19 protein-coding genes are annotated in these 22,971 nt (G+C 73.6%); 6 read left to right on the top strand and 13 right to left on the bottom strand.

What is annotated here, in order from left to right:
- Positions 1-5: 5 nt before the first annotated feature.
- Both ACFYXS_RS17060 and ACFYXS_RS17055 read right to left on the bottom strand, forming a co-directional pair.
- The gene (locus ACFYXS_RS17060) at positions 6-1,094 is read right to left on the bottom strand and encodes a PP2C family protein-serine/threonine phosphatase (RefSeq protein ID WP_389248708.1); all 1,089 of its coding nucleotides are present in this window, start codon (positions 1,092-1,094) and stop codon (positions 6-8) included.
- A gap of 37 nt (positions 1,095-1,131) precedes the next feature.
- A complete protein-coding gene (locus ACFYXS_RS17055; protein ID WP_389248706.1) occupies positions 1,132-2,151 on the bottom strand; it encodes an isopenicillin N synthase family dioxygenase in 1,020 nt (339 codons plus the stop codon).
- 349 nt (positions 2,152-2,500) lie between these two features.
- On the opposite strand from ACFYXS_RS17055, the gene ACFYXS_RS17050 reads away from it, so the two are divergent.
- Positions 2,501-3,892: a tannase/feruloyl esterase family alpha/beta hydrolase gene (locus tag ACFYXS_RS17050; RefSeq protein WP_389248704.1), complete on the top strand. Its 1,392-nt coding sequence runs from the start codon at positions 2,501-2,503 to the stop codon at positions 3,890-3,892.
- Here the strand turns inward: ACFYXS_RS17050 and ACFYXS_RS17045 are convergent, their stop codons facing one another.
- Entirely contained in the window at positions 3,893-4,450 is a 558-nt protein-coding gene (locus ACFYXS_RS17045; RefSeq protein WP_389248702.1) for an MOSC domain-containing protein, read from the bottom strand.
- A gap of 89 nt (positions 4,451-4,539) precedes the next feature.
- Here ACFYXS_RS17045 and ACFYXS_RS17040 point away from each other — a divergent pair, with 89 nt between their 5' ends.
- Positions 4,540-5,040 carry a VOC family protein gene (locus tag ACFYXS_RS17040; RefSeq protein WP_389248700.1) on the top strand — a complete coding sequence of 167 codons (501 nt, stop codon included), beginning with the start codon at positions 4,540-4,542 and terminating at the stop codon, positions 5,038-5,040.
- Between the two features lie 322 nt (positions 5,041-5,362).
- Here ACFYXS_RS17040 and ACFYXS_RS17035 read toward each other — a convergent pair whose 3' ends face one another.
- The 3 genes from ACFYXS_RS17035 to ACFYXS_RS17025 form a co-directional block, all read right to left on the bottom strand.
- The gene (locus ACFYXS_RS17035; RefSeq protein ID WP_389248698.1) at positions 5,363-5,557 is read right to left on the bottom strand and encodes a hypothetical protein; all 195 of its coding nucleotides are present in this window, start codon (positions 5,555-5,557) and stop codon (positions 5,363-5,365) included.
- Positions 5,558-5,641: 84 nt separating this feature from the next.
- A complete protein-coding gene (locus ACFYXS_RS17030; protein WP_389248696.1) occupies positions 5,642-5,830 on the bottom strand; it encodes a hypothetical protein in 189 nt (62 codons plus the stop codon).
- A gap of 97 nt (positions 5,831-5,927) precedes the next feature.
- Positions 5,928-6,311 carry a hypothetical protein gene (locus ACFYXS_RS17025; RefSeq protein WP_389248694.1) on the bottom strand — a complete coding sequence of 128 codons (384 nt, stop codon included), beginning with the start codon at positions 6,309-6,311 and terminating at the stop codon, positions 5,928-5,930.
- A 125-nt stretch (positions 6,312-6,436) separates the two neighbouring features.
- Between ACFYXS_RS17025 and ACFYXS_RS17020 the strand changes: the two genes are divergently transcribed.
- Positions 6,437-7,570, top strand: a complete 1,134-nt coding sequence (locus ACFYXS_RS17020; RefSeq protein ID WP_389248692.1) for a CaiB/BaiF CoA transferase family protein — start codon at positions 6,437-6,439, stop codon at positions 7,568-7,570.
- 201 nt (positions 7,571-7,771) lie between these two features.
- Here ACFYXS_RS17020 and ACFYXS_RS17015 read toward each other — a convergent pair whose 3' ends face one another.
- Positions 7,772-9,103 (bottom strand): MFS transporter, encoded by a 1,332-nt coding sequence (locus tag ACFYXS_RS17015; RefSeq protein WP_389248690.1) that lies wholly within the window; start codon positions 9,101-9,103, stop codon positions 7,772-7,774.
- A gap of 57 nt (positions 9,104-9,160) precedes the next feature.
- Positions 9,161-11,023 (bottom strand): Xaa-Pro dipeptidyl-peptidase, encoded by a 1,863-nt coding sequence (locus tag ACFYXS_RS17010; protein ID WP_389248884.1) that lies wholly within the window; start codon positions 11,021-11,023, stop codon positions 9,161-9,163.
- 387 nt (positions 11,024-11,410) lie between these two features.
- Here ACFYXS_RS17010 and ACFYXS_RS17005 point away from each other — a divergent pair, with 387 nt between their 5' ends.
- Positions 11,411-13,012, top strand: a complete 1,602-nt coding sequence (locus ACFYXS_RS17005; protein WP_389248688.1) for an alpha/beta hydrolase — start codon at positions 11,411-11,413, stop codon at positions 13,010-13,012.
- A gap of 82 nt (positions 13,013-13,094) precedes the next feature.
- Here the strand turns inward: ACFYXS_RS17005 and ACFYXS_RS17000 are convergent, their stop codons facing one another.
- Both ACFYXS_RS17000 and ACFYXS_RS16995 read right to left on the bottom strand, forming a co-directional pair.
- Positions 13,095-15,497 carry a Tex family protein gene (locus ACFYXS_RS17000; RefSeq protein ID WP_389248686.1) on the bottom strand — a complete coding sequence of 801 codons (2,403 nt, stop codon included), beginning with the start codon at positions 15,495-15,497 and terminating at the stop codon, positions 13,095-13,097.
- Positions 15,498-15,534: 37 nt separating this feature from the next.
- Complete coding sequence (locus ACFYXS_RS16995) at positions 15,535-16,116, bottom strand: GNAT family N-acetyltransferase (protein ID WP_389248684.1); 582 nt, start codon at positions 16,114-16,116, stop codon at positions 15,535-15,537.
- Positions 16,117-16,183: 67 nt separating this feature from the next.
- Here ACFYXS_RS16995 and ACFYXS_RS16990 point away from each other — a divergent pair, with 67 nt between their 5' ends.
- Together ACFYXS_RS16990 and ACFYXS_RS16985 are read left to right on the top strand one after the other, a co-directional pair.
- On the top strand, positions 16,184-17,047 hold the full coding sequence (locus ACFYXS_RS16990; RefSeq protein ID WP_389248682.1) for a DUF6528 family protein: 864 nt from the start codon (positions 16,184-16,186) through the stop codon (positions 17,045-17,047).
- A gap of 211 nt (positions 17,048-17,258) precedes the next feature.
- A complete protein-coding gene (locus tag ACFYXS_RS16985; protein ID WP_389248680.1) occupies positions 17,259-18,263 on the top strand; it encodes an aldo/keto reductase family protein in 1,005 nt (334 codons plus the stop codon).
- Positions 18,264-18,334: 71 nt separating this feature from the next.
- Here the strand turns inward: ACFYXS_RS16985 and ACFYXS_RS16980 are convergent, their stop codons facing one another.
- The 3 genes from ACFYXS_RS16980 to ACFYXS_RS16970 all read right to left on the bottom strand — a co-directional run bounded on the left by ACFYXS_RS16980 (position 18,335) and on the right by ACFYXS_RS16970 (position 22,962).
- Positions 18,335-20,296 (bottom strand): primary-amine oxidase, encoded by a 1,962-nt coding sequence (locus tag ACFYXS_RS16980; RefSeq protein WP_389248678.1) that lies wholly within the window; start codon positions 20,294-20,296, stop codon positions 18,335-18,337.
- Between the two features lie 101 nt (positions 20,297-20,397).
- Positions 20,398-21,951, bottom strand: a complete 1,554-nt coding sequence (locus ACFYXS_RS16975; RefSeq protein WP_389248676.1) for an APC family permease — start codon at positions 21,949-21,951, stop codon at positions 20,398-20,400.
- A 54-nt stretch (positions 21,952-22,005) separates the two neighbouring features.
- Positions 22,006-22,962, bottom strand: coding sequence for a hypothetical protein (locus ACFYXS_RS16970; RefSeq protein WP_389248674.1), 957 nt, complete (start codon positions 22,960-22,962; stop codon positions 22,006-22,008).
- Positions 22,963-22,971: the final 9 nt, after the last annotated feature.

Genomic DNA, 22,971 nt, shown 5'->3' with positions numbered 1-22,971 from the left:
CGGTTCTACGGCTGGAACCGCGCGGACGTGAGAGCCAGCAGCGCGACGTCGTCGCCGACCACGCCCGCGTAGCCGATCAGGTCCTCCCAGACCGCGTCGACCACGTCGCGCGGCGAGGGGTGGGTGGACTGGGCCAGGCGCGCGGCGAGCCGGCCGGCGAGCGGGTAGAAGACCCCGGAGGAGTTCCTGGCCTCCGTCACACCGTCTGTGTAGGCCAGGATCATGTCGCCCGGCCGCAACTCGACCTCCGCCATCACCGGCCGCGGCAGGCCCGGCAGTCCGGTGCCCAGGGGCGGCGCGGGGTCGGCCCTCAGTTCCTCCACCGCGCCGTCGCGCAACAGCAGCGCCGGCGGGTGCCCGTGGCAGGCGAACCGCACCTTCGATCCGCCGGCGGGAAACTCCAGCAGCAACGCGGTCGCGAACAGTTCGCCGTTCGCGTCGGCGTCCAGCAGCAGGCGCCGCTCCAGGCGCGCGGCGACGCTCCTCAGGTCCGGCTGGTCGAGCGCCGCCTCGCGGAAGGCGCCGAGAAGGGACGCGACGGTGGACACCGCGGCAAGTCCGTGGCCCTGCACGTCGGCGATCAAGGCCCGCACACCGTGGGGTCCGTCCCGTACGTCGAACAGGTCGCCGCCCACCAGGGTGCCGCGCTGCGCTGCCCGGTACAGCGCCGCGCAGCGCACCGCACCGACCAGGGGCGGCACGGGTGCCAGCACGGCGTGCTGGGCGGCCTCGGCGACCGAGCCGGCCTCCACCAGACGGCCGCGGGAGCGCTGGCCCACCCCGGCGATCACCACGCTGAGGGCACCGATCAGTACGACGGCGCCGAGCTCCGAGCTGACGAGAGCGCCCGAGCCGACGACCGGGAGCATCATCACCACGACCACGGCGACCGCGATGACGGCCGTGCCCAGGACGCCGTAGGTGAGCGCGGCCAGCGGGGAGACCGCCGCGTAGTACGCGCCCAGTTCCACGTCGCCGGGCGTCACGCCCTGCGCCACGATCAGGGCGGCCAGCAGCAGGACCGGCAACAGGCGCAGCCATTGGGGCGGCGTGACGCTCTGCAGTGTGCCGTTCTCGGCGGGAACCGTCCCCATAGAGGCACGGTAACCGCGGACGGCCGCGCCCGCCGGATCAGCGGGCGGCCGCCACCTCGGCCCCGACAAGGTCCGGGTGGTGACGCCGGGCCACCTCGGGGTGGGCGCGCAGCCATCCCTTGAGCTCGTTGCGTCCGTACTCGGCGAACAGCGGATTGGCCGGGTCCTGGGTGGCGCCCGGGGCGTGGTGGGCGTGCGCGAAGGGCAGCGGCGCGATCCGCGCGTCGAGCCGCGGGTTGTAGAAGAACGGGACGGAGAAGCGCTCGCGCGCTCCGGGCGGGCTGACGACGCGGTGGTTGGTGGCCTTCAGCCAGCCGTCGGTGGCGACCTCCAGGAGCTCGCCGAGGTTGACGACGAAGGCGCCGGGCAGCGGCGGGACGTCGTGGAAGCGGCCGTCGGAGCGCTGCACCTGGAGACCGCCGACCGCGTCCTGGAGCAGCAGGGTCAGGAAACCGTAGTCCTTGTGCGCGCCGACGCCCTGGCCGTCGCCGGTGGGGGCGGTGCCGGGGTAGCGGACCAGCTTCAGGTGCAGGTGCGGTTCGTCGGCGAAGGCGTCGTCGTAGAAGTCCTCGGGGGCGCCGATGGAGGCCAGCAGTTCGTGCAGCAGGCGGTGTGCGATGCCGCTGAGCCGGTCGATCCAGCGCAGGGAGCGCTCGCGCAGCTCGGGGAGCCCGGCGGGCCACTGGTTGGGGCCTTCGAGCCACCAGTACGGCGGTTCGCCCGGGGCGGGGACGTGCCGGGGGCGCTCGGCGCCGACGTCGAGCTGGTCGCGCCAGTCCTGGCTGCCGCCGGTCCGCTCGTCGCCGATGCGGGTGTAGCCGCGGAAGTGCGGGGAGTTGAGGTTGCCGAGGGCGAGCCGGTCCGCCTCGGGGAGGGCGAAGAACGCGCGGATCACGCGCATCAGCGCGGCCGTCTCCTCGGCGGTGACGCCGTGGCCGGTCAGCTGGAAGAAGCCGACGTCGTGGGCGGCGGCGTGCAGGTCGCGGTGGAGCCGGGCGCGGGCCTCGGGGCCGCGGTCGGCGGCCGACAGGTCGATCACGGGGAGCTGGAGCGTCATGTGTCTTTCCGCAGGGTGTGTCCCGGCAGCGGCGGCGGTGGCCGAACGCTCCGCGCGGGCGCCCTGTCGGGGCGGTGGCGCGGGGCCGGGTGAGGGAAGGGAGACGAGTGGCGGGGCTCAGCCGCTGCGGCGACAGGACATGCTCGTGACGCGGACGAAGTCCACGTGTCGGCGGCGCACGAGCAGGATCATGGGCCAAGAGTACTGCTCCACGTGACGGCGCTCTGTGACCCGTGTCACCCGCACCCATGACCCGGGGCCCGAGGACGTGGGGCGGCGCCATGGTCCGGGCGCGCGGCGGCGGCCACGATGTGGCGGCAACCCGACCCCGACGTGCCCTGGAGGCACCATGCGCCCCTGGAGAGGCCTCACCAGAGGTGTCCCGAAGAGCGTTCCCCTGCTCGCCGCCGCGGCCCTCGTGCTGGGCAGCGCCGCTGTGCCCGCGGGGGCGCAGACCACCACCGCCGGCCACTGCGCGCGGCTGGACCGGGTGGCGGTCCCCGGCGCCGCCCTCGCGCAGCGCGCGTGCCTGCCGGACCTGACGACCACCGGCCTGGCCGGGACCCCGTACACCGACACCGCCGACCAGGCGGGGCTGTCCGCCGCCGGCACCCTGCGCCCCTCGGGCGTGCCCGGCGTCCAGGTCGACGGCTACTTCCCGGACAGCTCGCACTTCAACACCACGCACGGCTGGAACCACGACGCGCAGTTCGTGCTCCGGATGCCCGACCGCTGGAACGGCGGCCTGATCGTCACGGGCGCGCCGGGCACCCGCAAGCAGTACTCGCTCGACGTGCTCATCTCCGACTGGGCGGTCGCGCAGGGCTACGCCTTCGCCGCGACCGACAAGGGCAACAGCGGCCCGGACTTCTTCACCGACGGCCGCCGTCCGGGGGACGCGATCGCCGAGTGGAACCGGCGCACGACCCAGCTCACCGTGGCCGCCAAGGCCGCCGTCGCCGCCCGGTACGGCCACGCGCCGCGGCGCACGTACATGACCGGCATCTCCAACGGCGGCTACCTCACACGCTGGCAACTGGAGAACCATCCGGCGCTCTACGACGGCGGCGTGGACTGGGAGGGCACGCTGTGGACGGCGGACGGACCCAATCTGCTGACGTCGCTGCCGGTGACGGTGGCCCGCGCCCAGGGCCGGGCGGGCGACGCGGACCTGCTCACGGCCGGATTCGCGCCGGGCTCGGAATTCCTGTGGCCGTACCACCAGCAGGCGTACTGGGGCATTACCCAGAAGACGTACCGGGCGGAATTCGACCCCTCCTACGATCCGGCGTGCCCCGGGTCGAGCGCCGGAGCGACCGTGCCCGAGATCCTGGCGCCCTGCGCCTCGGACGCGGACTACGACTACGCCGCGCGCCCGGCGGCCGTGCACCGCGCGGTCGCCCGGGTCGCGCTCACGGGCCGGATCGGCAAACCGATGATCACCCTCCACGGCACCCTGGACACGCTCCTGCCGATCGCGGCCGACTCCGACGTGTACGACCGCATGATCGACGGCGCCGGACGCGGCCGTCTGCACCGCTACTACCGGGTGGCGGACGGCAACCACGTGGACGGCCTGTACGACACCTATCCGGACCGGCTGCGCCCCGTCCTGCCCTGCTACCGCGAGGCACTGGGCGCGCTGACGGCCTGGGTGGAGCACGGGCGCACGCCGCCCGGTGACCGCACGGTGCCGCGTCCGGCGGGCGGTGACGTGGTCAACTCCTGCGCGCTCGGCTGATCAGACCCGTTCCAGCCGGCGGTGCGGCCCTTCGGGCAGCTCGACGCCGACCCGGTCCCCGGGCCGCACCTCGCCGCCGGTCAGCACGACGCCCATGATGCCGCCCTTGCGGACGACCCTGCCCCGCTCGTCACGGCCGACGACCTGCTTGAGCAGCCCGCTGCGGAACCCGTCGATCTGCACGCACGGATTGCGCAGCCCGGTGACCTCGACGACCGCCTGGCCGCCCAGCCGCAGCCGGGTGCCGACGGGCAGGCCGAGCAGGTCGATGCCGCGGGTCGTGACGTTCTCGCCGAGCTCCCCGGGGGCGACCTCGTAGCCCGCCGCGCGCAGTTCGTCGTGGAGTTCGCCGTGGATCAGGTGAACCTGACGCAGGTTCGGCTGCGTCGGGTCCTGCGCCACCCTGGAGCGGTGCTGCACCGTCACCCCGAGATGCGCGTCGCCCTCGACCCCGAGTCCGGCCAGCAGACGGATGCTCTCGTGCGTCGGCTTGCTGAAGTGGTGTCCCTCGTCGCGGCTCACGGCGACGACCGTGCCGGTGGCGGCGGTGACGGTCACGAGGCGCGCTCCCTTCGTCCAGGCTGCTGCGGATCAGCCTAGCCGTCGCGTTTGTTGAGGCTTCAAGGAAATGCGCCTAGGCTGGGCGCATGCCTGTTCGCCGTCTCAACCACGCCGTGCTCTACATCCGTGACGTCGCCCGGTCCGTCGAGTTCTACACCGACGTGTTCGGCTTCAAGGTCGACGTGGAGATCCCCGGCCGCGCCGCCTTCCTGAGCGCGAAGGACACCCTCAACGACCACGACCTCGGGCTGTTCGCCATCGGCCCGGACGCGCCGGGCCCCGAGCAGAGCCGGGTCGGGCTCTACCACCTCGCCTGGGAGGTGGGCACCCTCGGCGAACTCGCCGACACCGCCCGCACGCTGACCGGACGCGGCGCGCTCGTCGGCGCCAGTGACCACGTGGTGTCCAAGTCCCTGTACGCCAAGGACCCGGACGGCAACGAGTTCGAGATCATGTGGCGCGTCCCCCGCGAGGACTGGCCCACCGCCCAGGAGGCCACCGGCCCCCTCCCCCTCGACCTCCAGGCCGCCCTCGACCGCTGGGGCCCCGACCTCGCGACCGGCGCCGCGGCCGGCTCCGCCACCTGACGCACGGAGGTCAGTCGAGGACGACGGTCACCCCACGCTTGTGGAGGACCCCCACGATGACCTCGACGTAGCCGAGCCCTCCGCCGGATCGAACACGACGTCCCCTCGGGACGGCACCCTCGCAGGGTCAGGATCTCCCGCGGCGGCGGCACCCGGTCGGCGAAGAATCCGTCGACTCCGGCACACCGTCCCCACAAGCGCTCGACGCCGTCCTCGTCCTCAGGGACCAGCAGATGGGTGACCGGGAAGTCCCTGCCCCACCCGATGTGGTCTGCGGCTCGCATTCGGTCCCTTCACCGCGCGCGCCCACCGCGACGCGTGCCTAACGGCCTATCTGCTTGCGGCCGGCACGGCGCAGGCGGCGGCGCTGGGAGGGGTCGAGGGTGAGATAGGCGGCCGTGGGGACGCCGAGGACGATCAGCAGGGCGATCCAGTTGGGGAGGAACGCCGCAAGGATCCAGAACGCCACGAGGCCGACCGCCAGGCCGCCGATGACGTACTTCGCGCGATTGGACATCTTCCCCGCCTCCGTCCGCGGCACGCGCCGCGCTCACATGGGTAAACGCGGCGCGCGCCGTGGCGGTTCCCGGCCGGACCGGGGTCAGCTGTCCTGCGCTCCGGGGTCGTCCTGGGGCTTCGGCGCTCCCGCGTCGGCCGTCCGGGGGCCGTCCTGCGCGTCCCCGGGAACGGAGGCGGGGGCAGGGGCGGGGGCTGCGGCCCGGCGTTCCTGGTCGCGGGTGGCCTCGGCGCGCACGAGCGCGCCCAGGGCGGCGTAGATGTCCACGGGCATGGTGCTTCTCCTGCGGTGTTCGTCCTGGTGCGGGGCATGTCGGCGGGCCGCGCGGCGCATTGCGGAGCGGTGCGATGCGGTCGGCGGCCGGGCGCTGTCAGCAGCGCAGGACGGTGTGCAGGTGGCCAGGGGGTCCGGCGGGAGAGGTGTGCCGGGCCGGGCCCGACACGGCGGCGGCCACGGGGTCCGCGGCGACCGCGTCCCGGGCGGCGGCCGAGGCGTGGTTCTGGGGAGCGCCACCGCGGTGCTGGGGACCCGCCTGCGGGGCGGCGCGGCGGGCGACGTGCGCCGGGTGGTGGTGCGTCTCCGCGCCCGCCCCGTCGGTGACGGCGGCCACGGCCGCCGTCCGCTCGGGCGCCGCCACGGGCACCGGTCCCCACAGGCCGCACAGCGCGTGCAACAGGCACGCCAGCGCCACGAACAGCACCGGACGGCCCGCGGGACGGAACCGGCCCGGAGGTCGCCCTGCGATGTGCGGCATGCGCTGCTCCTCCGGATGCGTACTCCTCCCTCCTTACCGGGCCGGGCGCGCGACCCCGCAGCTCACTAGGCTGATCGACGCACGCGTTCACCCTGCCGACCCAACGCCCGCGGAAGGAACCGCGCATGCACCCTCTGGAGGGCATCACGGTCGTCGCCCTGGAGCAGGCCGTCGCCGCGCCGTACGCGACCCGGCAGCTGGCCGACCTCGGGGCCCGCGTCATCAAGGTGGAGCGGCCCGGCGGGGACTTCGCGCGCGGCTACGACCGCACGGTCCGTGGCCTGTCCGCCTACTTCGTGTGGTGCAACCGGGGCAAGGAGAGCGTCGTGCTCGACCTCAAGCAGCCCGACGACCGCGCGCTGCTGGACCGGATCGTCGCCCGCGCCGACGTCTTCGTGCAGAACCTCGCGCCGGGCGCGGCCGGACGGCTCGGGCTCGCCGCGGAGGCGCTGCGCGCCCGCGACCCCCGGCTGATCACCTGCGACATCTCCGGCTACGGGCCGGACGGCCCCTACCGCGACAAGAAGGCGTACGACCTGCTCGTCCAGTGCGAGACGGGGCTGCTGTCGATCACCGGCGGGCCGGAGGCCCCCGCGCGGCCCGGCATCTCCGTCGCCGACATCGCGGGCGGCATGTACGCGTACGCCGGGATCCTGACCGCCCTGTACGAACGGGAGCGGACCGGCGAGGGCTCGGCCCTGGAGGTCTGCCTGCTCGACGCGCTCGCGGAGTGGATGGGCCATCCCTTCTACGCGCAGGCCTACGGCGGCGAGCCGGTGGCCCGCAGCGGCGCCAAGCATCCGTCGATCTCGCCGTACGGGCCCTACCGCTGCGGCGACGACGCGGTGGTCTTCCTCAGCGTGCAGAACGACCGGGAGTGGGTGGCACTGTGCGAACAGGTGCTGCGCCGCCCGGAGCTGACCCGCGACCCGCGCTTCGCCGACAACCCGCTGCGCCGCGCGCACGACGGCGAACTCACCGCGGAGCTGGAGGCGTGCCTGGCCGGGCACACCGCCGACGGCGCCATGGCCCTGCTGGACCGGGCCGGGATCGCCAACGCACGGCTGCGCACCGTCCCGGAGTTCGCCGACCATCCGCAGCTCGCGGCGCGCTCGCGCTGGCGGGAGTTCGGCTCTCCGGCGGGACCGCTGCGCGGGCTGCTGCCGCCGGTCGGGGTCGCGGGCCGGGAGAGCCCGATGCGGGAGGTGCCGGCCCTCGGCGCTCACACGGAAGCCGTACGCGGGGAGTTCTCCGGTTGACGGATCCCGCGGCCATCCGGGTGCCGCGCCCGCCCCCGCCGCGGGATCGTGCGGCACACCCGGTAGCCTCGGGCACGGCACGCTGCCGACCACGCTCGCAGTGGTGCACCGCCCCCGTGGTCCTGACCCGGACGGGGCGGGCGGCCGGGTCGCCGCCGGGGTCCGCCACAGCGGGACCGGGGCACTCGGCAACTCCGGGTCTCACGCCCCCCGGTAGCGGGTGAAGACCGGGAACGCCGCGGCGAGGCCCAGCATCGCCACCACGACCAGCACACCGCCCGCGGTGACCGCCGTCCGTGACCCGAGCGCCGAACCGGCCGTACCGTGCAGCAGGTCCGCGACACGCGGGCCGCCCGCGACGACGACGGTGAAGACGCCCTGCATGCGGCCGCGCATGTCGTCGGTGGCCACCGACTGCAGGATCGCGCTGCGGAACACCATCGACACCATGTCGGCGAAGCCCGCGAGCGCCAGGAACGCCGTCGCCCACCACAGGCTGCCGCTCAGCCCGAGGCCCGCGATGGCCACGCCCCAGCCCGCCACGGCGATGACGACCATGAGGCCGTGCCGTTTGGCCCGGGAGAAGGTGCCCGAGAACAGACCGCCCAGGACCGCCCCGATGGGGATGGCGGCGAAGAGCAGGCCGAGGGAGAGCCCCTCGCCCCAGGGGGCGTAAGTGGTCGCGGCGAGCTGCGGGAACAGGGCGCGCGGCATGCCGAAGACCATCGCGAGGATGTCGGCCACGAACGACAGGAGCAGGATGCGCTGCGCGGTGATGTAGCGGAACCCGGCCCCGACCTCGCGCCAGCCGCCGCGCCGGGACACCGCGGCACCGCTCTTGTCCAGCGGAGGCAGCGCGGGCAGCCGGAAAACCGCCCAGACGGTCGCGGTCAGCGCGATGGCGTCGAGGAGGTAGAGGGTCGGCAGGCCGAGGACGGGGATGAGGGCGCCGGCGAGCAGCGGGCCCACCACGAGTCCGGTCTGCATGACGGTCGAGCCGAGGGCCACGGCCGCGGGCAGTTCCTGCGGGGGCACGAGCCGCGCGACGGCGGCGCTGCGCGCGGGCGCGTTCATGCCGGCGCAGGCCTGCTGGGCGGCGAGCAGGACCATGAGCAGCCACACCGAGCCTGCGCCGAGGAAGGCCTGCACCCAGAACAGCAGTGAGGTGACGGCGACACCGATGTTGGTGACGAGCATCAGTTTGCGCCGGTCCACGCTGTCGGCGACGGCGCCGCCCCACAGGGCGAAGACGACCAGCGGGACGAGTCCGGCGATGCTGGAGTAGCCGACCCACGCGGACGAGCCGGTGATGTCGTAGATCTGCTTGGGTACGGCGACCGCCGTGAGCTGACTGCCCACGGCGGTGACGGTGGTCGAGGTCCACAGGCGGCGGTAGGCGGGGTGCCGCAGGGGCCGGGTGTCCATGAGCCAGCGCCGCATGCCGCTGCGGCGCCCGGGTTCACAGGGTTCGTCGTCGGCGGCGCGGGCCGCGTCCTCTATCGGGATGCCGGCGGTGTTCTTGGTGCTGTCCACGGGGCCTTTTGCTTCCTTGTACAACTATCGCTGACCCGCCGACCCTACCCGCCTCCGTCACCGCCCGGAATGCGCTGCCCCGGGCAGGCTTCCGGACAGCGGCAGCAGGGCGGAGGAGCGGGAGAGGTCGATCGTCACCGCCGGGGCGCTGCCGGGCGGCTCCAGGAGGCCGGCGTCGGTGCCGGCGACGATCAGCGCGAGCCGGTGCCCGGCCGGGACGACGTGGTCGGTGGCGGCCAGGGTGATGGTGGTCGTGTATGCGCGCCCGGGGACGAGGGGCCGGCCGTGCCGGGCGGAGGCCGCGTGCCCGAGGTCGGCCCAGCCGCGGCTGACCACGGTGTGGGTCACGTCCGCGGTGTCCGCGGCCGTGTCGAGGAAACAGGCGCTGTCGCCGGGAGCGCCGGCGCCCCAGCAGGAACGGGTGGCGAGGTCGGTGATGCCTTCCTTGGCCCCGAGGAAGTCGCGGATCGTCGCGGGGCCGAGGTCGACCACGACCGCCGACAGGTGGGCGCTCGCGGTCGAGGCGGAGGCGGTCACCGTGACCGTGCCGCCGCCGGAAAGGCGCAGCGCGCCGGTGAGGGTGCCGGTGCTGAAGACCGTCTTGTCCGGGCCGGCGGTGTCAGCGGCGGCGGCCCAGTCCTCCTCGCCGCGCCCCGGCGCGTCGGTGAAGGTCTCGGCGCTGCCCGGAGCGGCCGGCCTACGGCCGAGGACCCCGAGGCCGGGGGTGGATCCGGGGCGCAGGCTCAGCCGGGTCGGCGCGGTGCCGGCCGGCGGCCAGGCGCGGTCGGTGCTCCAGTGGTCCGGGGAGCGTTCGACGTCGGCGGCGGGCTCGCGCTCGATGCCGTTGCCCACGCCCAGCAGGTAGTGGTCGAACCAGCGGTGCAGCGTCGCCACCCAGGCGTCGCGGCGGTAGTCGAAGGGGTCGACGTGGCCGGTCTGCGACAGCCACACCTTCCGCTCCACGCCGTGGGCCGCCAGGGCCTGCCACCACTGCCCGAAGTGCTTGGTGCGGACGTTGAGGTCCTGCATGCCGTGCACGGCGAGGACGCTGGCGCGGACCTTGCCGGCGTGCCGGGTGTAGTCGCGCTCGCTCCAGAAGGAGGTCCAGTCGCCGCTGCGCGGGGCGCCGTTCACGATCGCCTGCTGCACGGCGGCGCAGCGGGTGCGGGCGTCGGCGCTCTCGACGTAGTCCGAGAGCCAGTCGGGTCCGGAGTCGTACAGGGCCGCGCCCTGCTGGAAGTAGTAGTCGTACCAGGAGCTGATCGCGCTGATCGGCACGATCGTCCGCAGCCCCTTCACCCCGGTCGCCGCGACGCCGTTGGCGATGGTGCCGTCCCAGCTCTTGCCGATCATGCCGACGTCGCCGGTCGACCATCCTGCCGCGACGGTCCGCGCCCCGGTGCGCGAGGTGTACGCGGTGGCACGGCCGCCCAGCCACTCGACAACGGCCTTGGCGGAGCCGATGTCCGAGGGGCCGCCGACGTCCACGCAGCCGTCGGAGCGGTTCGTCCCGGCGAGGTCGACCAGGACCACCGCGTAACCGCGCGGCACGAAGTAGTTGTCGTAGAACAAGGGCGCCTGGACCATGCGCCCTTGGGCGTCGTAGGTCTTGGTCTGGCTCTCGTTGCCGCGCCCGCAGCAGGAGTAGTACGGGCTCGCGTCCATGATCACCGGCACCTTGCGGCCCACCGCGGCGGCCTCCCTCGGGCGCACGATGTCGGCGGCCACCCGGTCGGTCCGGCCGTCGCCGTCGCCGTCGCGTCCCGTGTCGACCCACACCGCTTCGCGGATGGCGTCGGCATAGGAGTAGTCGGGCCGGCTGAGGCCGTCCCGGACGGTACCGCCCGGGGCGGCGTGGGCGGACGTCGCGGGGAGGAGGACGGCGGCGAGGGCGGCGACGACCGCCGCGACGACGCACATCGCACGGGCACGGGCACGGGGGACGCGCGGCAGGGAGGGCACCCGCGGACGTTAACGTTTGGCAGTGCCATGCCAAAAGCAGGTTCCCGGCCAACTCTCGCCCGCGATGCGGACCTTGAGAGCGGCCTCCCCCGCCGGGGGCGACCGGCGGAACCCGCGCAGGGCAGCCGTGGCACACAGCCCCGTTCACGCGTTCGGCGTAGCCGAACTGTCCCGTGAACACGCCACGTGATGAGCTGGTCACGCAGCCGGGTCGACGGGTGGACCGCAGGACCACCCCTCGCAGCGGACCCGGACCACGGCGCGACGGGTGGCACACGCCCCGGGGACCGCAGCCGAATCCCGACTGGCCCCGCGGCTCGGCGGGGCGCGAAAGGAACGCCGGCAATGATCGCTGCCCGCACCACCGGCCTCAGGCCGGGCCCCTCCGCCGGCCCTCCTTCCGGCACCGTGTCCGGCCGCGGGCCCCGGCGGACCCTCGCCGCACTGGGCGCCTGCGTCCTGCTGCTCACCGCCTGCGCCGCGCCGCCGCGGACCTCTCCCGCACCGCGCCCCGCACCCTCCGCCAGCGCCCCGGCGACGGACGACGCGGCCGCCGCGGCAGCGCGGTTGCATGCCTACTACGAGCAGACACTGGCGTGGAGGCCCTGCGACCAGGCCGACGGATTCCAGTGCACCACCATGCGCGTGCCCTTGGACTACGCCCATCCCGAGGCCGGCGACATCCTGGTGTCGGCCACCCGCAAGAGGTCCACCGGCGGCGCGCGGCTCGGCTCCCTCCAGCTCAACCCCGGCGGCCCCGGCGCCTCCGCGATGGACTTCCTGTGGAAGGCCTCCGCGGCGTACTCCTCGTCGGTGCGCGGCGCCTACGACCTCGTCGCGATGGACCCCAGGGGCGTCGGCCACAGCACCCTCGTCGACTGCGGCACGGGCCGGCCGGTCGCCTTCATGCAGTCGCCCGTGCCCCCCACGCCCGACGCGGCCGAGATCAGCGCGTGGGACGCCATGTACCGGAAGACCGCCGGCGAGTGCGAGCGGCACGTCGCGGGACTGCTCCCGTACGTCGGGACACCCGACGCCGCCCGGGACATGGACATGCTGCGCTCGCTCCTCGGCGACAAGCGACTGCACTACGCCGGTTTCTCCTACGGCACCTACCTGGGGGCGACCTACGCCGAGCTGTTCCCCTCACGGGTGGGCCATGTGGTGCTGGACGGCGCCCTGGACCCCTCCCTCGGCGCGCTCGACACCACGCTGCACCAGGCACGCGGCTACCAGGTCGCATGGGAGGCCTTCGCCGCCGACTGCGCGACCCGCCCCGACTGCCCGGTCGGCCGCAGCCTGCCGGGGGCCGCCCGCACGCTGGACACCCTGCGGGCCGTCCTCGACCGGTCACCGCTCCGGCAGGGCAAGGACGACGAGGTCACGGGCGACGACCTGACCGCCGCGGTCGTGGACGGACTGCGCTTTCCCGCGTGGGACCGGCTCCGCGACGCCCTGCGCGGATTGCGGGCGGGCGACGCCCACAACCTCCAGGAGATCATCGCCGAGGGCGAGGAGACGTCCAAGGAGGGCGACCAGGCGCAGCTCGCGGTCAGCTGCCTGAGCTCCACGATCGGGCCGCGGCTCAGTGCCGTCCGGGCGGCGGCCGCGCTGCCCCGATTCCTGGACGCGTCACCCCAGTTCGGCCGGGCCTTCGCCGACACGCTGGTGATGTGCACGCACTGGCCCGTCCCGTCGCAGCAGCCCGCGCGCCCGATCCACGCCCGGGGCGCCGCCCCGATCCTCGTGATCGGCACGACCCGCGACCCCGCCACCCCGTACCCGCAGGCCGTCGCGCTGGCACGGCAGTTGGACTCCGGGCGGCTGCTCACACGCGTCGGCGACGGCCACACCGGCTACCACCGGGGGAACACCTGCATCGACAGCGCCGTCGACCGCTTCCTCCTACGCGGCACCCTCCCGCCGACGGGCACGGTCTGCCGCTGAGGGAAGCCCGGTACGCCGCGCGCCGGGGAGGGCAGGTGTCGTCCCGTCCTCCCCGGCGCGTTCAGGCGGTCAAGAGCCGGTGTCAGCCGCGACGACCGCCCCCGCCGCCGAGGCCCTTGTCCAGGCCCGCGCGGCGCAGGGCGTCCGCCATGGCGCCCGAGGGCGCCGGGCGGTTGTCGCCGCCGCCGCGCGACTGGCGGGGCGTGCCGCCTCCGCGCCGCTCGGGACGGGGACCCCGCTCGGGGCGTCCGCCGCCGGCGCCGCCGTTGCCCTTGGCGTTGCCGGACCCGGCACCCGCCGCCGCGCCCGCCTCGTCGTCGAGGCGCAGCGTCAGGGAGATGCGCTTGCGGGGGATGTCCACGTCGAGGACCTTGACCCGGACGATGTCACCGGGCTTGACCACGTCGCGCGGGTCGCTGACGAAGGTCTTGGACATCGCGGAGACGTGGACGAGGCCGTCCTGGTGCACGCCGACGTCCACGAAGGCGCCGAAGGCGGCGACATTGGTGACGACGCCCTCCAGGAGCATCCCGGGCTCGAGGTGCTTGAGTTCCTCCACGCCCTCCTTGAACTCCGCGGTCTTGAAGGCCGGTCGCGGGTCGCGGCCCGGCTTCTCCAGCTCCGCGAGGATGTCGGTGACGGTCGGCAGGCCGAAGGTGTCGTCGACGAACGCGTCCGCCCTGAGCCCGCGCAGGACCGAGCCGTTGCCGATGAGCGCTCGGATGTCGGTACCGGCGGCGGTGCTCATGCGGCGGACCACCGGGTACGACTCCGGGTGCACGCTGGAGGCGTCGAGCGGGTCGTCGCCGCCGGGGATGCGCAGGAAGCCCGCGCACTGTTCGTACGCCTTCGGGCCGAGCCGGGCCACTTCCTTCAACGCCGTGCGGGTGCGGAAGGGGCCATTGGCGTCGCGGTGGGCGACGATGTTGCCGGCCAGGCCCTCGGTGATGCCCGAGACACGGCGCAGCAGCGGCACGGAGGCGGTGTTGACGTCCACGCCGACGCCGTTCACGCAGTCCTCGACGACGGCGTCGAGCGAGCGCGACAGCTTCAGCTCGGACAGGTCGTGCTGGTACTGGCCGACGCCGATCGACTTGGGGTCGATCTTCACCAGCTCCGCCAGCGGGTCCTGGAGGCGGCGCGCGATGGAGACGGCGCCGCGCAGCGAGACGTCCATGTCCGGCAGTTCGGCGGAGGCGTAGGCCGAGGCGGAGTAGACCGAGGCGCCGGCCTCGGAGACGACGGCCTTGGTCAGCTTCAGATCCGGGTGCCGCTTGATGAGGTCGGCGGCGAGCTTGTCGGTCTCGCGGGACGCGGTGCCGTTGCCGATGGCGACGAGGTCGACCTGATGGGCCGCCGCGAGCCGGGCGAGCGTGGCGATGGACGCGTCCCATTGGTTGCGGGGCACATGGGGGTAGATCGTGTCGGTGGCCACGACCTTGCCGGTGGCGTCCACGACCGCGACCTTGACGCCGGTGCGGAAGCCGGGGTCGAGGCCCATCGTGGCGCGGGTGCCGGCGGGGGCGGCGAGCAGCAGGTCGCGCAGGTTGGCGGCGAAGACCCGCACCGCCTCGTCCTCGGCGTCCTGGCGCAGCTGGACGCGCAGGTCGAGACCGAGCCGGACGAGGAAGCGGGTGCGCCAGGCCCAGCGCACCGTGTCGGCGAGCCACTTGTCGGCCGGGCGGCCGCGGTCGGTGACGCCGAAGTGGTGGGCGATCTTGCGCTCGAAGCTGGACGGGCCGTCCTCGACCGGCTCCTCGGGCTCCAGGGTGAGGTCGAGGACCTCCTCCTTCTCGCCGCGGAACATCGCGAGCACGCGGTGCGAGGGAAGCTTGCCGAACGGCTCGGCGAAGTCGAAGTAGTCGGCGAACTTCGCGCCCGCCTCCTCCTTGGCCTCGCGCACCGTGGAGACCAGCCGGCCGCGCTCCCACATTCGGGTGCGCAGTTCGCCGACCAGGTCGGCGTCCTCGGAGAACCGCTCGGTCAGGATGGCGCGGGCGCCTTCCAGGGCCGCCGCGGTGTCCGCCACGCCCTTGTCGGCGTCGACGAAGCCGGCCGCCTCGTCCTGCGGGTCGAGCGCGGGGTTCTCCAGCAGCCGGTCCGCGAGCGGTTCGAGACCTGCCTCGCGGGCGATCTGCGCCTTGGTGCGGCGCTTGGGCTTGAACGGCAGGTAGATGTCCTCCAGGCGCGCCTTGGAGTCGGCGGCGAGGATCTGCGCCTTGAGCGCGTCGTCGAGCTTGCCCTGGGACTCGATGGACTCCAGGATCGCGGCCCGCCGCTCGTCGAGCTCCCGCAGGTAGCGCAGCCGCTCCTCGAGCGTGCGCAGCTGTGCGTCGTCGAGGGCGCCGGTCGCCTCCTTGCGGTACCGGGCCACGAACGGCACGGTCGCACCGCCGTCGAGGAGATCGACGGCCGCCTGTACCTGCCCTTCCCGTACGCCGAGCTCCTCGGCGATCCTGCGCTCGACCGAGACCGTTGTCGTCACGATGTGCGACCTGCTTTCTGGCTGGACTACCGCTGCATTATTGCGGAGCCCGGCCGCCCAGCCGCGAGCCTGGGGGCGAAGCCGCGCCGGAGTCCTGGGGCAGCGGCTTCTCGAACCAGTGGCCGGCGTAGCGGTCGCCGTTGTAGTCGTCGATCTCGCGGTAGCCGAGCTTGGCGTACAGCGCCCGCGCCTCGACCAGGTCGGCCCGGGTGTCCAGCCGGATGACGTCCGCGCCCAGGTGTTCCACCGCCGCGCGTTCGGCCGCGCTCACCAGCGACGCGGCTCCGCCGGTGCGGCGGGCGGCGGGGACGACCCACACCCGGCGCAGTTCGGCGACGCCGGGGGAGAGCAGCCGTACCCCCGCGCAGCCGGAGGGGAGGCCTCCGTAGCGGCCGACGAGGAACCGGCCGGTGGGGCCGGCGAGATCGTCACTGGTGTCCTCGGCGAGCAGGTCGTCGATCTCCCGCCGGGTCATCGGCCTGCCGTAGTAGCGGCTGACGATGTCGTCGTAGTAGCGCCACAGCAGGTCCCTCGACACCGGGTCGTCAACGGCGAGCGGCGAGATCTCCCATACGGGCGAAGCGTGGATGTTCTGTCGCGGTACGGTCACGGGGCCCATTGTGGCAGTGCGTCGCGTGACTATCCTCCGGTTATTCGTTGGCTTCACAACGACACGGGGGCAGGACATGACGCGGTACGCCGCGCGCACGAGTCATCCCATCGCCACCGCGGAACAGACCGGGAACGACGTCCTCGTCTTCGACCCCGGCGCCGCCGACTGGTCGCTGGACGCCGCGGTCGCGTGGCGCTGGAAGGCGCCCGGCGGGACGGGCACCAGCTGGCAGCACCTGTCGGACGTCCGCCTGCGCCGCACCCAGGCGTACGGGCGGGTCGTGCTGGTCACGGCCCTCGGCGGGCGGGCGGCGATGGTCCGCGAGGACACGGGGGCGATCGTCTGGCAGACGATCACGCCGGCCGACACCCCGCGCGCCATCGAGCGCATCCCGGGCGGGGTGATCGCGGTGGCCTCCGCGGCGCCCGGCCGGCTGCGGCTGTACACCGACACCGAGCAGTCCGGCCCGTTCCTCACCATCCCGCTGTCCAGGGCGCACGGCGTGCTCTACGACCCGGAGCGCGCCGCGTTGTGGGCGATCGGCGAGGAACGGCTGGTGCGGTACGCGCTGTCCGGCAGGGGCCCGGCCACGATGCTGACCGAGCACAGCGTGATCCACTTCGAGGGGCAGGGCGTGGATCTGCAACCGGTGTACGGCGAACCGGGGGCGCTGTGGTTCACCGACACCAACGGCGCCTACCGGCTCGACGCCGAGACCCGCAAGTACCGGCAGGTGGACGGTGCCGACGACGTCCGCGCCTACCTCAGCCAGCCCACCGGCACCCGGATCCGCGCTCGCGGCCAGGTCTTCGGCCCACGCGCCGGAGGCGGCCCCACGGTCGACTTCCTCGATCCCGACGGCAGCAGGGCGTACTCCCGCACCCGTCCCGGCGCGGAGTTCTCCGCGGTGCGGCTGTGGACCCCGGACTTCCGCTGAGGGCGGTGGGACGGGCGCCGGGGGCGATCGGCGGGACCGGTCCCGGGCGGTGGCAGCGGGCATGTAATGATCGGAGACCACTGAGAACATTGCCCTAACCATCTATATCCGCAGCCGGTGCCCACCCGGGCGCCGAGCCGCCGGCGGGCCGCGGTGCGTACGTACCGGGCCGGTCCGGCACCCTGTACACGCCAACGGAGGCTTCGCTCCCATGGAATACCGCCATCTCGGCCGCAGCGGTCTGCTCATCAGCGAGATCGCCTACGGGAACTGGCTCACCCACGGTTCGCAGGTGGAGGCGGACGCCGCCACGGCGTGCGTGCGTGCCGCGCTGGACACCGGCATCACCACCTTCGACACCGCGGACGTCTACGCCGGCACGCGGGCCGAGTCGGTGCTCGGCGAGGCGCTGAAGGGCGAGCGCCGCGAGGGGATCGAGATCCTCACCAAGGTCTACTGGCCGACCGGCTCCGGTCGCAACGACCGCGGCCTGTCGCGCAAGCACATCATGGAGTCGATCGCCGGCTCGCTGCGCCGCCTGCAGACCGACTACGTGGACCTCTACCAGGCGCACCGCTACGACGTGGAGACGCCGCTGGAGGAGACGATGGAGGCGTTCGCCGACGTCGTCCACTCCGGCAAGGCCCTGTACATCGGCGTCTCCGAGTGGCCCGCGGAGCAGATCCGCCGCGCCCACGCGCTCGCGCGCGAGCTGCGCATCTCCCTGGTGTCGAACCAGCCGCAGTACAACGCCCTGTGGCGGGTCATCGAGGGCGAGGTCGTCCCCACCTGCGCGGAGCTCGGCATCGGCCAGGTGGTCTTCTCGCCGATCGCCCAGGGTGTGCTGACCGGCAAGTACGTGCCGGGCCAGCAGCCGCCGGAGGGCTCGCGGGCCACCGACGACAAGGGCGGCGCCAACATGATCGCGCGCTGGATGGGCGACGAGGTGCTGGAGGCCGTCCAGCGCCTCCAGCCGCTGGCCGCCGAGGCCGGGCTCTCCCTGGCCCAGCTGGCGGTGGCGTGGGTGCTGCAGAACTCCAACGTCTCGGCGGCCATCGTCGGCGCCTCCCGCCCCGAGCAGGTCGCGGAGAACGCCAAGGCCTCGGGTGTCGTCCTGGAGAAGGAGCTGATGGCGCGCATCGAGGAGATCCTCGAGCCGGTCGCCGTCACCGACCCCAAGCGGGTCCACGACAACGTCCCGGTCCGCCGCCCCTGACCGTCAGCCCCTGAACGACCCGAACGGCCCCGGCCCCGCGGTCCGCACGGACCGCGGGGCCGCGGCACGTGCTACTCGCTGTGGCAGTGCGCCCCTTCGCCCCGCGGGGTCTCCTTGGGGAGGTCGAGCGAGGGGTTGCGGTCGAAGAAACCGGTCGGCTTGAGCGTGAAGCCGCTGTGGTCGACCGGCATGACCGGCCACTCCTCCAGCCGGGGCAGGTGGGTGGGGCCGAAGGTGTGCCAGACGGTCAGCTCGGTGTTCTCCAGGCTCTCGCCGGGCTCGGTCCAGCGGGGCAGCCCGCCGCCGCCGGCGTTCTGGTTGGGGTAGTCGCCCGCGGGGAAGCGGCGTTCGGGGCGGTGTCGGGTCACCCACAGGTGCTTGGTGCCGTAGGCCGCGCGCCGCGCCACGGCCGAGTCGGGCTGGGCCAGCACGACCGGGCCGGGCTGCGGGACGAGGGTGTACGCGACCGGCCTGCCCATGCGGTTGAGCGAGCCGGGGTTGGTGATCCGCCAGCGTCGCCCGGCCAGCGGGTCGGCGAGGCGGCCGCCCTCGGCGCTGTCCGCGAGCGGGGTGACCCGGGTGGTGAAGACGTTGCCGTTGGGGTTGTCCGGGCCGTGCGGGACGGGGACGACGTCCACTTCCTCGACGGTGTTGGCGTGCCCGTCGACCGCCGCGTCCAGGCGCACGCAGAACATGTGCTGGTGGAACGGGGCCAGCAGGCCCGGGGCGACCTCGGTGCCGACCGCGTCGGCGGTGCCGGGCTCGACGGCGGAGGTCTGCACGATGCCGGTGGACTTGGCCTCGAAGCCGATCGTGCCGTCCTGGTAGAAGTACCAGTAGAAGCCGTAGTCGTAGTTGCCCACGGTGGTGATGTAGGAGACGACCAGGCGGCGGGAGCGGCGGCTGTCGGCCGTCATGCCGTTGAAGATGTCGGTGTGCTTCCACAGGAGGCCGTAGTCCTCCTCGTGGATGCAGATCGCGTTCGGCAGCGTCTCGGGGTTGCCGAGGTCGTCGGAGAGGACGGCGTCGAGGTAGGCGATCTCGCCGAGGCAGTCGCAACCCAGCTTCAAGGCGTTGGCGTTGCGCCCGAGCGAGTACTCGCCCGCGTCGAGGAAGGCGACCCAGTTGCGGTCCTCGCCCGGCTCGGCGTAGGCGACGGCCATCTCGGCGAGCGAGGCGCGGTGCAGGACGGGGCGGACGCGGTCGCCGTCCTCGTAGCCGATCTGGTGCAGGACCAGGCCCTCGCGGCCGTTGAAGTCGATGCGGAAGCGCCACTTCTGCCAGGTCATCAGCCGGCCGGTGAGGGTGAAGGACGGTCCCTCGGGCTGGGTGATCTCCAGCGGGCGCAGGTCCGTGCGCGCGGGTCCGTTGAACTCGGCCTCGTAGCGTCCGCATTCGGCCGGGATCGGGACGGCGCCGGTGTCGATGAGGCGGACGACCTTGCGCCCGATGACGTCGACGTCGGCGACGAGCCCGGCCACCGGGTGCGCCCAGGGGCTGTCGGTGGCATCGCAGCGCAGCCAGGTCAGCGAGCGCATGAGACGGGCGCCGGGGCGGTCCTCGAAGCGCAGCGGGCCCGCGCCGAGCGGGGCGGCGATGGCCAGGTCCAGATCGGTGACGCCCCGCTCCGCCATGGCCTTGCGCCAGCCCGCGTCGGCCTTGACGATCTCCTCGACGATCTCGTACTCCTCGAAGGTGACCGGCGGCTGGCCCTCCTGCTCGGTGTCGAGCGCGCGGTGGGCGACGACGACGCCCGCGGTGACGTCCACCAGGGCCTCGGCGGCGGCGCCGGTCAGGGAGTCCAGCAGGGTGACCCGCAGACGGCGGACGACGGGGTCGCCGTCGTGGTGGGCGTCGGCGGTGTGCCGGTCGGGCTCGTCGAGCAGCACCAGGGGGAAGCGGGTCGCGTCGGTGACCCTGCCCTCCTCGGTGAGGATGCGGCGGGCCGCGGCGATCTCGTCCGCGGTCAGCGGGTCGAGGGGGTGCGGCGCGGCCGGGGATGTGTCGGCGTCGGTGTGGCAGCAGGAGGACATGGGACAACTCTCTGGTGTGCGTGAGTCGTTGCGCTACGGGACGGTGCGGACACACGTCCGGCCCGCCGCTCCCCTGCCGGGGCGCGACGGGCCGGTCGGGGTCAGGAGGCGGCGGGCTCCGCCTGGTCGGCGTCGGCCGCGTTCTCGCGGGCCTGCTCGATCCGGAACGCCTCGTTGCCGAGGCCGATCCGGGCGTGCAGTTCGGGACGCGTGGAGCGCAGCACCAGGCCGTAGACCAGGCCGCCGACGACGGTGACGCCGATGACGCCGGGCAGGATCCACGAGACCGCGGAGCCCGCGCCGGCGACCAGGACGTCGAAGTCCTTGACGGCGTAGACCGCGATGACGATCAGCGCGACGCCCGCCAGCGCGGAGGCGGCGATCCTCGGCGCCTGGGTGCGCAGCGCGCCGCGCCGGACGAAGTAGCCGATGACCGCGAAGGCCGTGGTGGCCAGCAGCACGATGATGCCGAGGGCGCCGACGTTGCCGCCCCAGGTGAAGAGCTTGAGCACGGGCGCGGTCGGGTCGTGGTCGGCGGCGGCGCTGCCGTCGGTGACGGCGAAGGCGACGACGGCCACCAGCGAGATGACGGTCTGCAGCAGCGAACCGTGGGCGGGGGCACCGCTCTTGGGGTTCGTGCGGCCGAAGGCGGCGGGCAGCAGGCCCTCGCGGCCCATGGCGAAGGCGTAGCGGGCGACGACGTTGTGGAAGCTGAGCAGGCAGGCGAACATGCCGGTCACGTACAGGACGTGGAGGACGTCGGTGAAGGTGGCGCCGATGATCGACTCACTGAGGCCGAACAGCAGCCCGGGACCCTGCTTCTGCGACTGGCCGACGATCTGCGACGGGCCGGCGGCCACGCTCAGCGCCCAGGAGCTGATGGCGAAGAAGACCGCGACGAAGGTGACGGCGAGGAAGGTCACCCGGGCGACGAGCACCTGCGGCCGGCTGGTCTCCTCCGCGTAGACGGGCGGCTGCTCGAAGCCGACGAACGCGGCGATGCACAGGCACAGCGCGGTGCCGAGCCCCGCGCCGCTGAGGGTGGACGGGTCGAAGGCGTGCATCGACAGGCCCTCCTTGGCGGAGGGGTGGCCGATGGCGGCGACATCGAAGATGACGACGAGCGTGATCTCGATCAGCAGCAGGACGCCGAGCACCTTGGCGTTGAGGTCGATCTTCAGCCAGCCGAGCGCGCCGACCACGAGGACCCCGAGGAGCGCCGGGATCCACCAGGCGATCGTGAAGTCGAGGTAGGTCTCGCACAGCCCGGAGATCTCGAAGCCGAACAGGCCGTAGACGCCGAACTGCAAGGCGCTGTACGACACGAGCGCGACCAGCGAGGCGCCCGCGCCCGCGGTGCCGCCGAGGCCGCGCGCGATGTAGGCGTAGAAGGCGCCCGCGTTGTGGACGTGGCGGCTCATCTCGGCGTACCCGACGCTGAAGAGGATGAGCACCACGCCGAGGATCACGAAGAGCAGCGGCTGCCCGACGATGCCCATCACGCCGTAGGCGGTGGGCATGACGCCCGCGACGACCATCAGCGGCGCGTTGGCCGCGACCACGGACAGCAGCAGGCCGGGCAGGCCGAGCCGGTCGGCCCGCAGGGCTCTCTCCTCGCCCTTGAACGTGCTGATCCCGGTATTGCCCGTCAGCATGGCAGATCCTTTCCTCGTGGGTGACTGGGTGTGCTGTGCGTCGATGGGCGGTCCCTAGGGGGACCCGGGGCCGAGCACGGCCTCGCGCGCGGCGCGGAAGGCCTTCTTGGGGTCGCGGTCGGGGTAGGACCACGGAATGCGGGTGGCGTAGCCGCCGATGCGGTTGAACAGGGCCGCCGCTTCGGCGGTGCGGCCCTGCAAGTACTGGGCGTGGACGAGGAAGTTGAGGTCGAGGTAGAGCCGCGGATGGTCGCGGTCGTCCCATTCCAGCCACCAGTCGAAGGCCCGCTTGAGGGCCTGCCGGGCACGCCAGCCGCGCCAGTGCTCCGACTCCGCCGGGTCGGCGGGCTCGGCGCCGGCGGCGGCCAGCACCCGGTAGAGCTCGGCGTGGGCGACGACCGGCAGGACGGCCAGCGGGGATCCTTCGGGGGCGTCCCCCGCGGCCCACTCGGCGAACTCGTACACCTCGTGGAACTGGCTTCCGTCGGCCGGGGACTGGGGACGCTCGGCCAGGCAGGCGGCCATCAGCTGGTGGCCGTGGTGGTGGTCGCGGTGGCGGCCGCGCACCTGGTCGAAGGCGCGCATCCGGTCGTCGTCGCTGCCGGTGTGGCGGGCCAGGATGAGCAGGCACAGCCAGGGCGTCGGATCGGCGGGGGCCAGGGCGGCGGCGGCCAGGCAGGCCTCGCGGGCGCTCTCCGGCCGCTCCTTGCCGTCGACGGCGCGGAAGACCAGGGCGCAGCCGAGCAGGGCGGCGGCGTCGGGACTGCCCGGTTCGGCGAGTTGCCACTCCCGGGCCCAGGTGCTGCTCGCGCGGCCCTCGCCGAGCACCACGAGGCGGTGGCCGCGCCGGTCCCAGGCGTCCCCGGTCTCGGCGAGCAGGGTGCGGGCCGCGGTCCAGCGGCCCTGAGCGAAGGCGGCACGGGCGGCGGCCAGCGGTTCGTCGTCCAGCGCGGGATCGAACCGCAGTTCGTCCCGGGAACGGGAGAATCCGAACGGGGGTGGAGGAGTCATCCTCGAGGT

Source organism: Streptomyces sp. NPDC002574 (assembly GCF_042889545.1).
GTDB lineage: Bacteria > Actinomycetota > Actinomycetes > Streptomycetales > Streptomycetaceae > Actinacidiphila.
The sequence above is the reverse complement of the archived record's forward strand: the minus strand, read 5'-3'. Positions and strand labels throughout refer to the sequence as shown.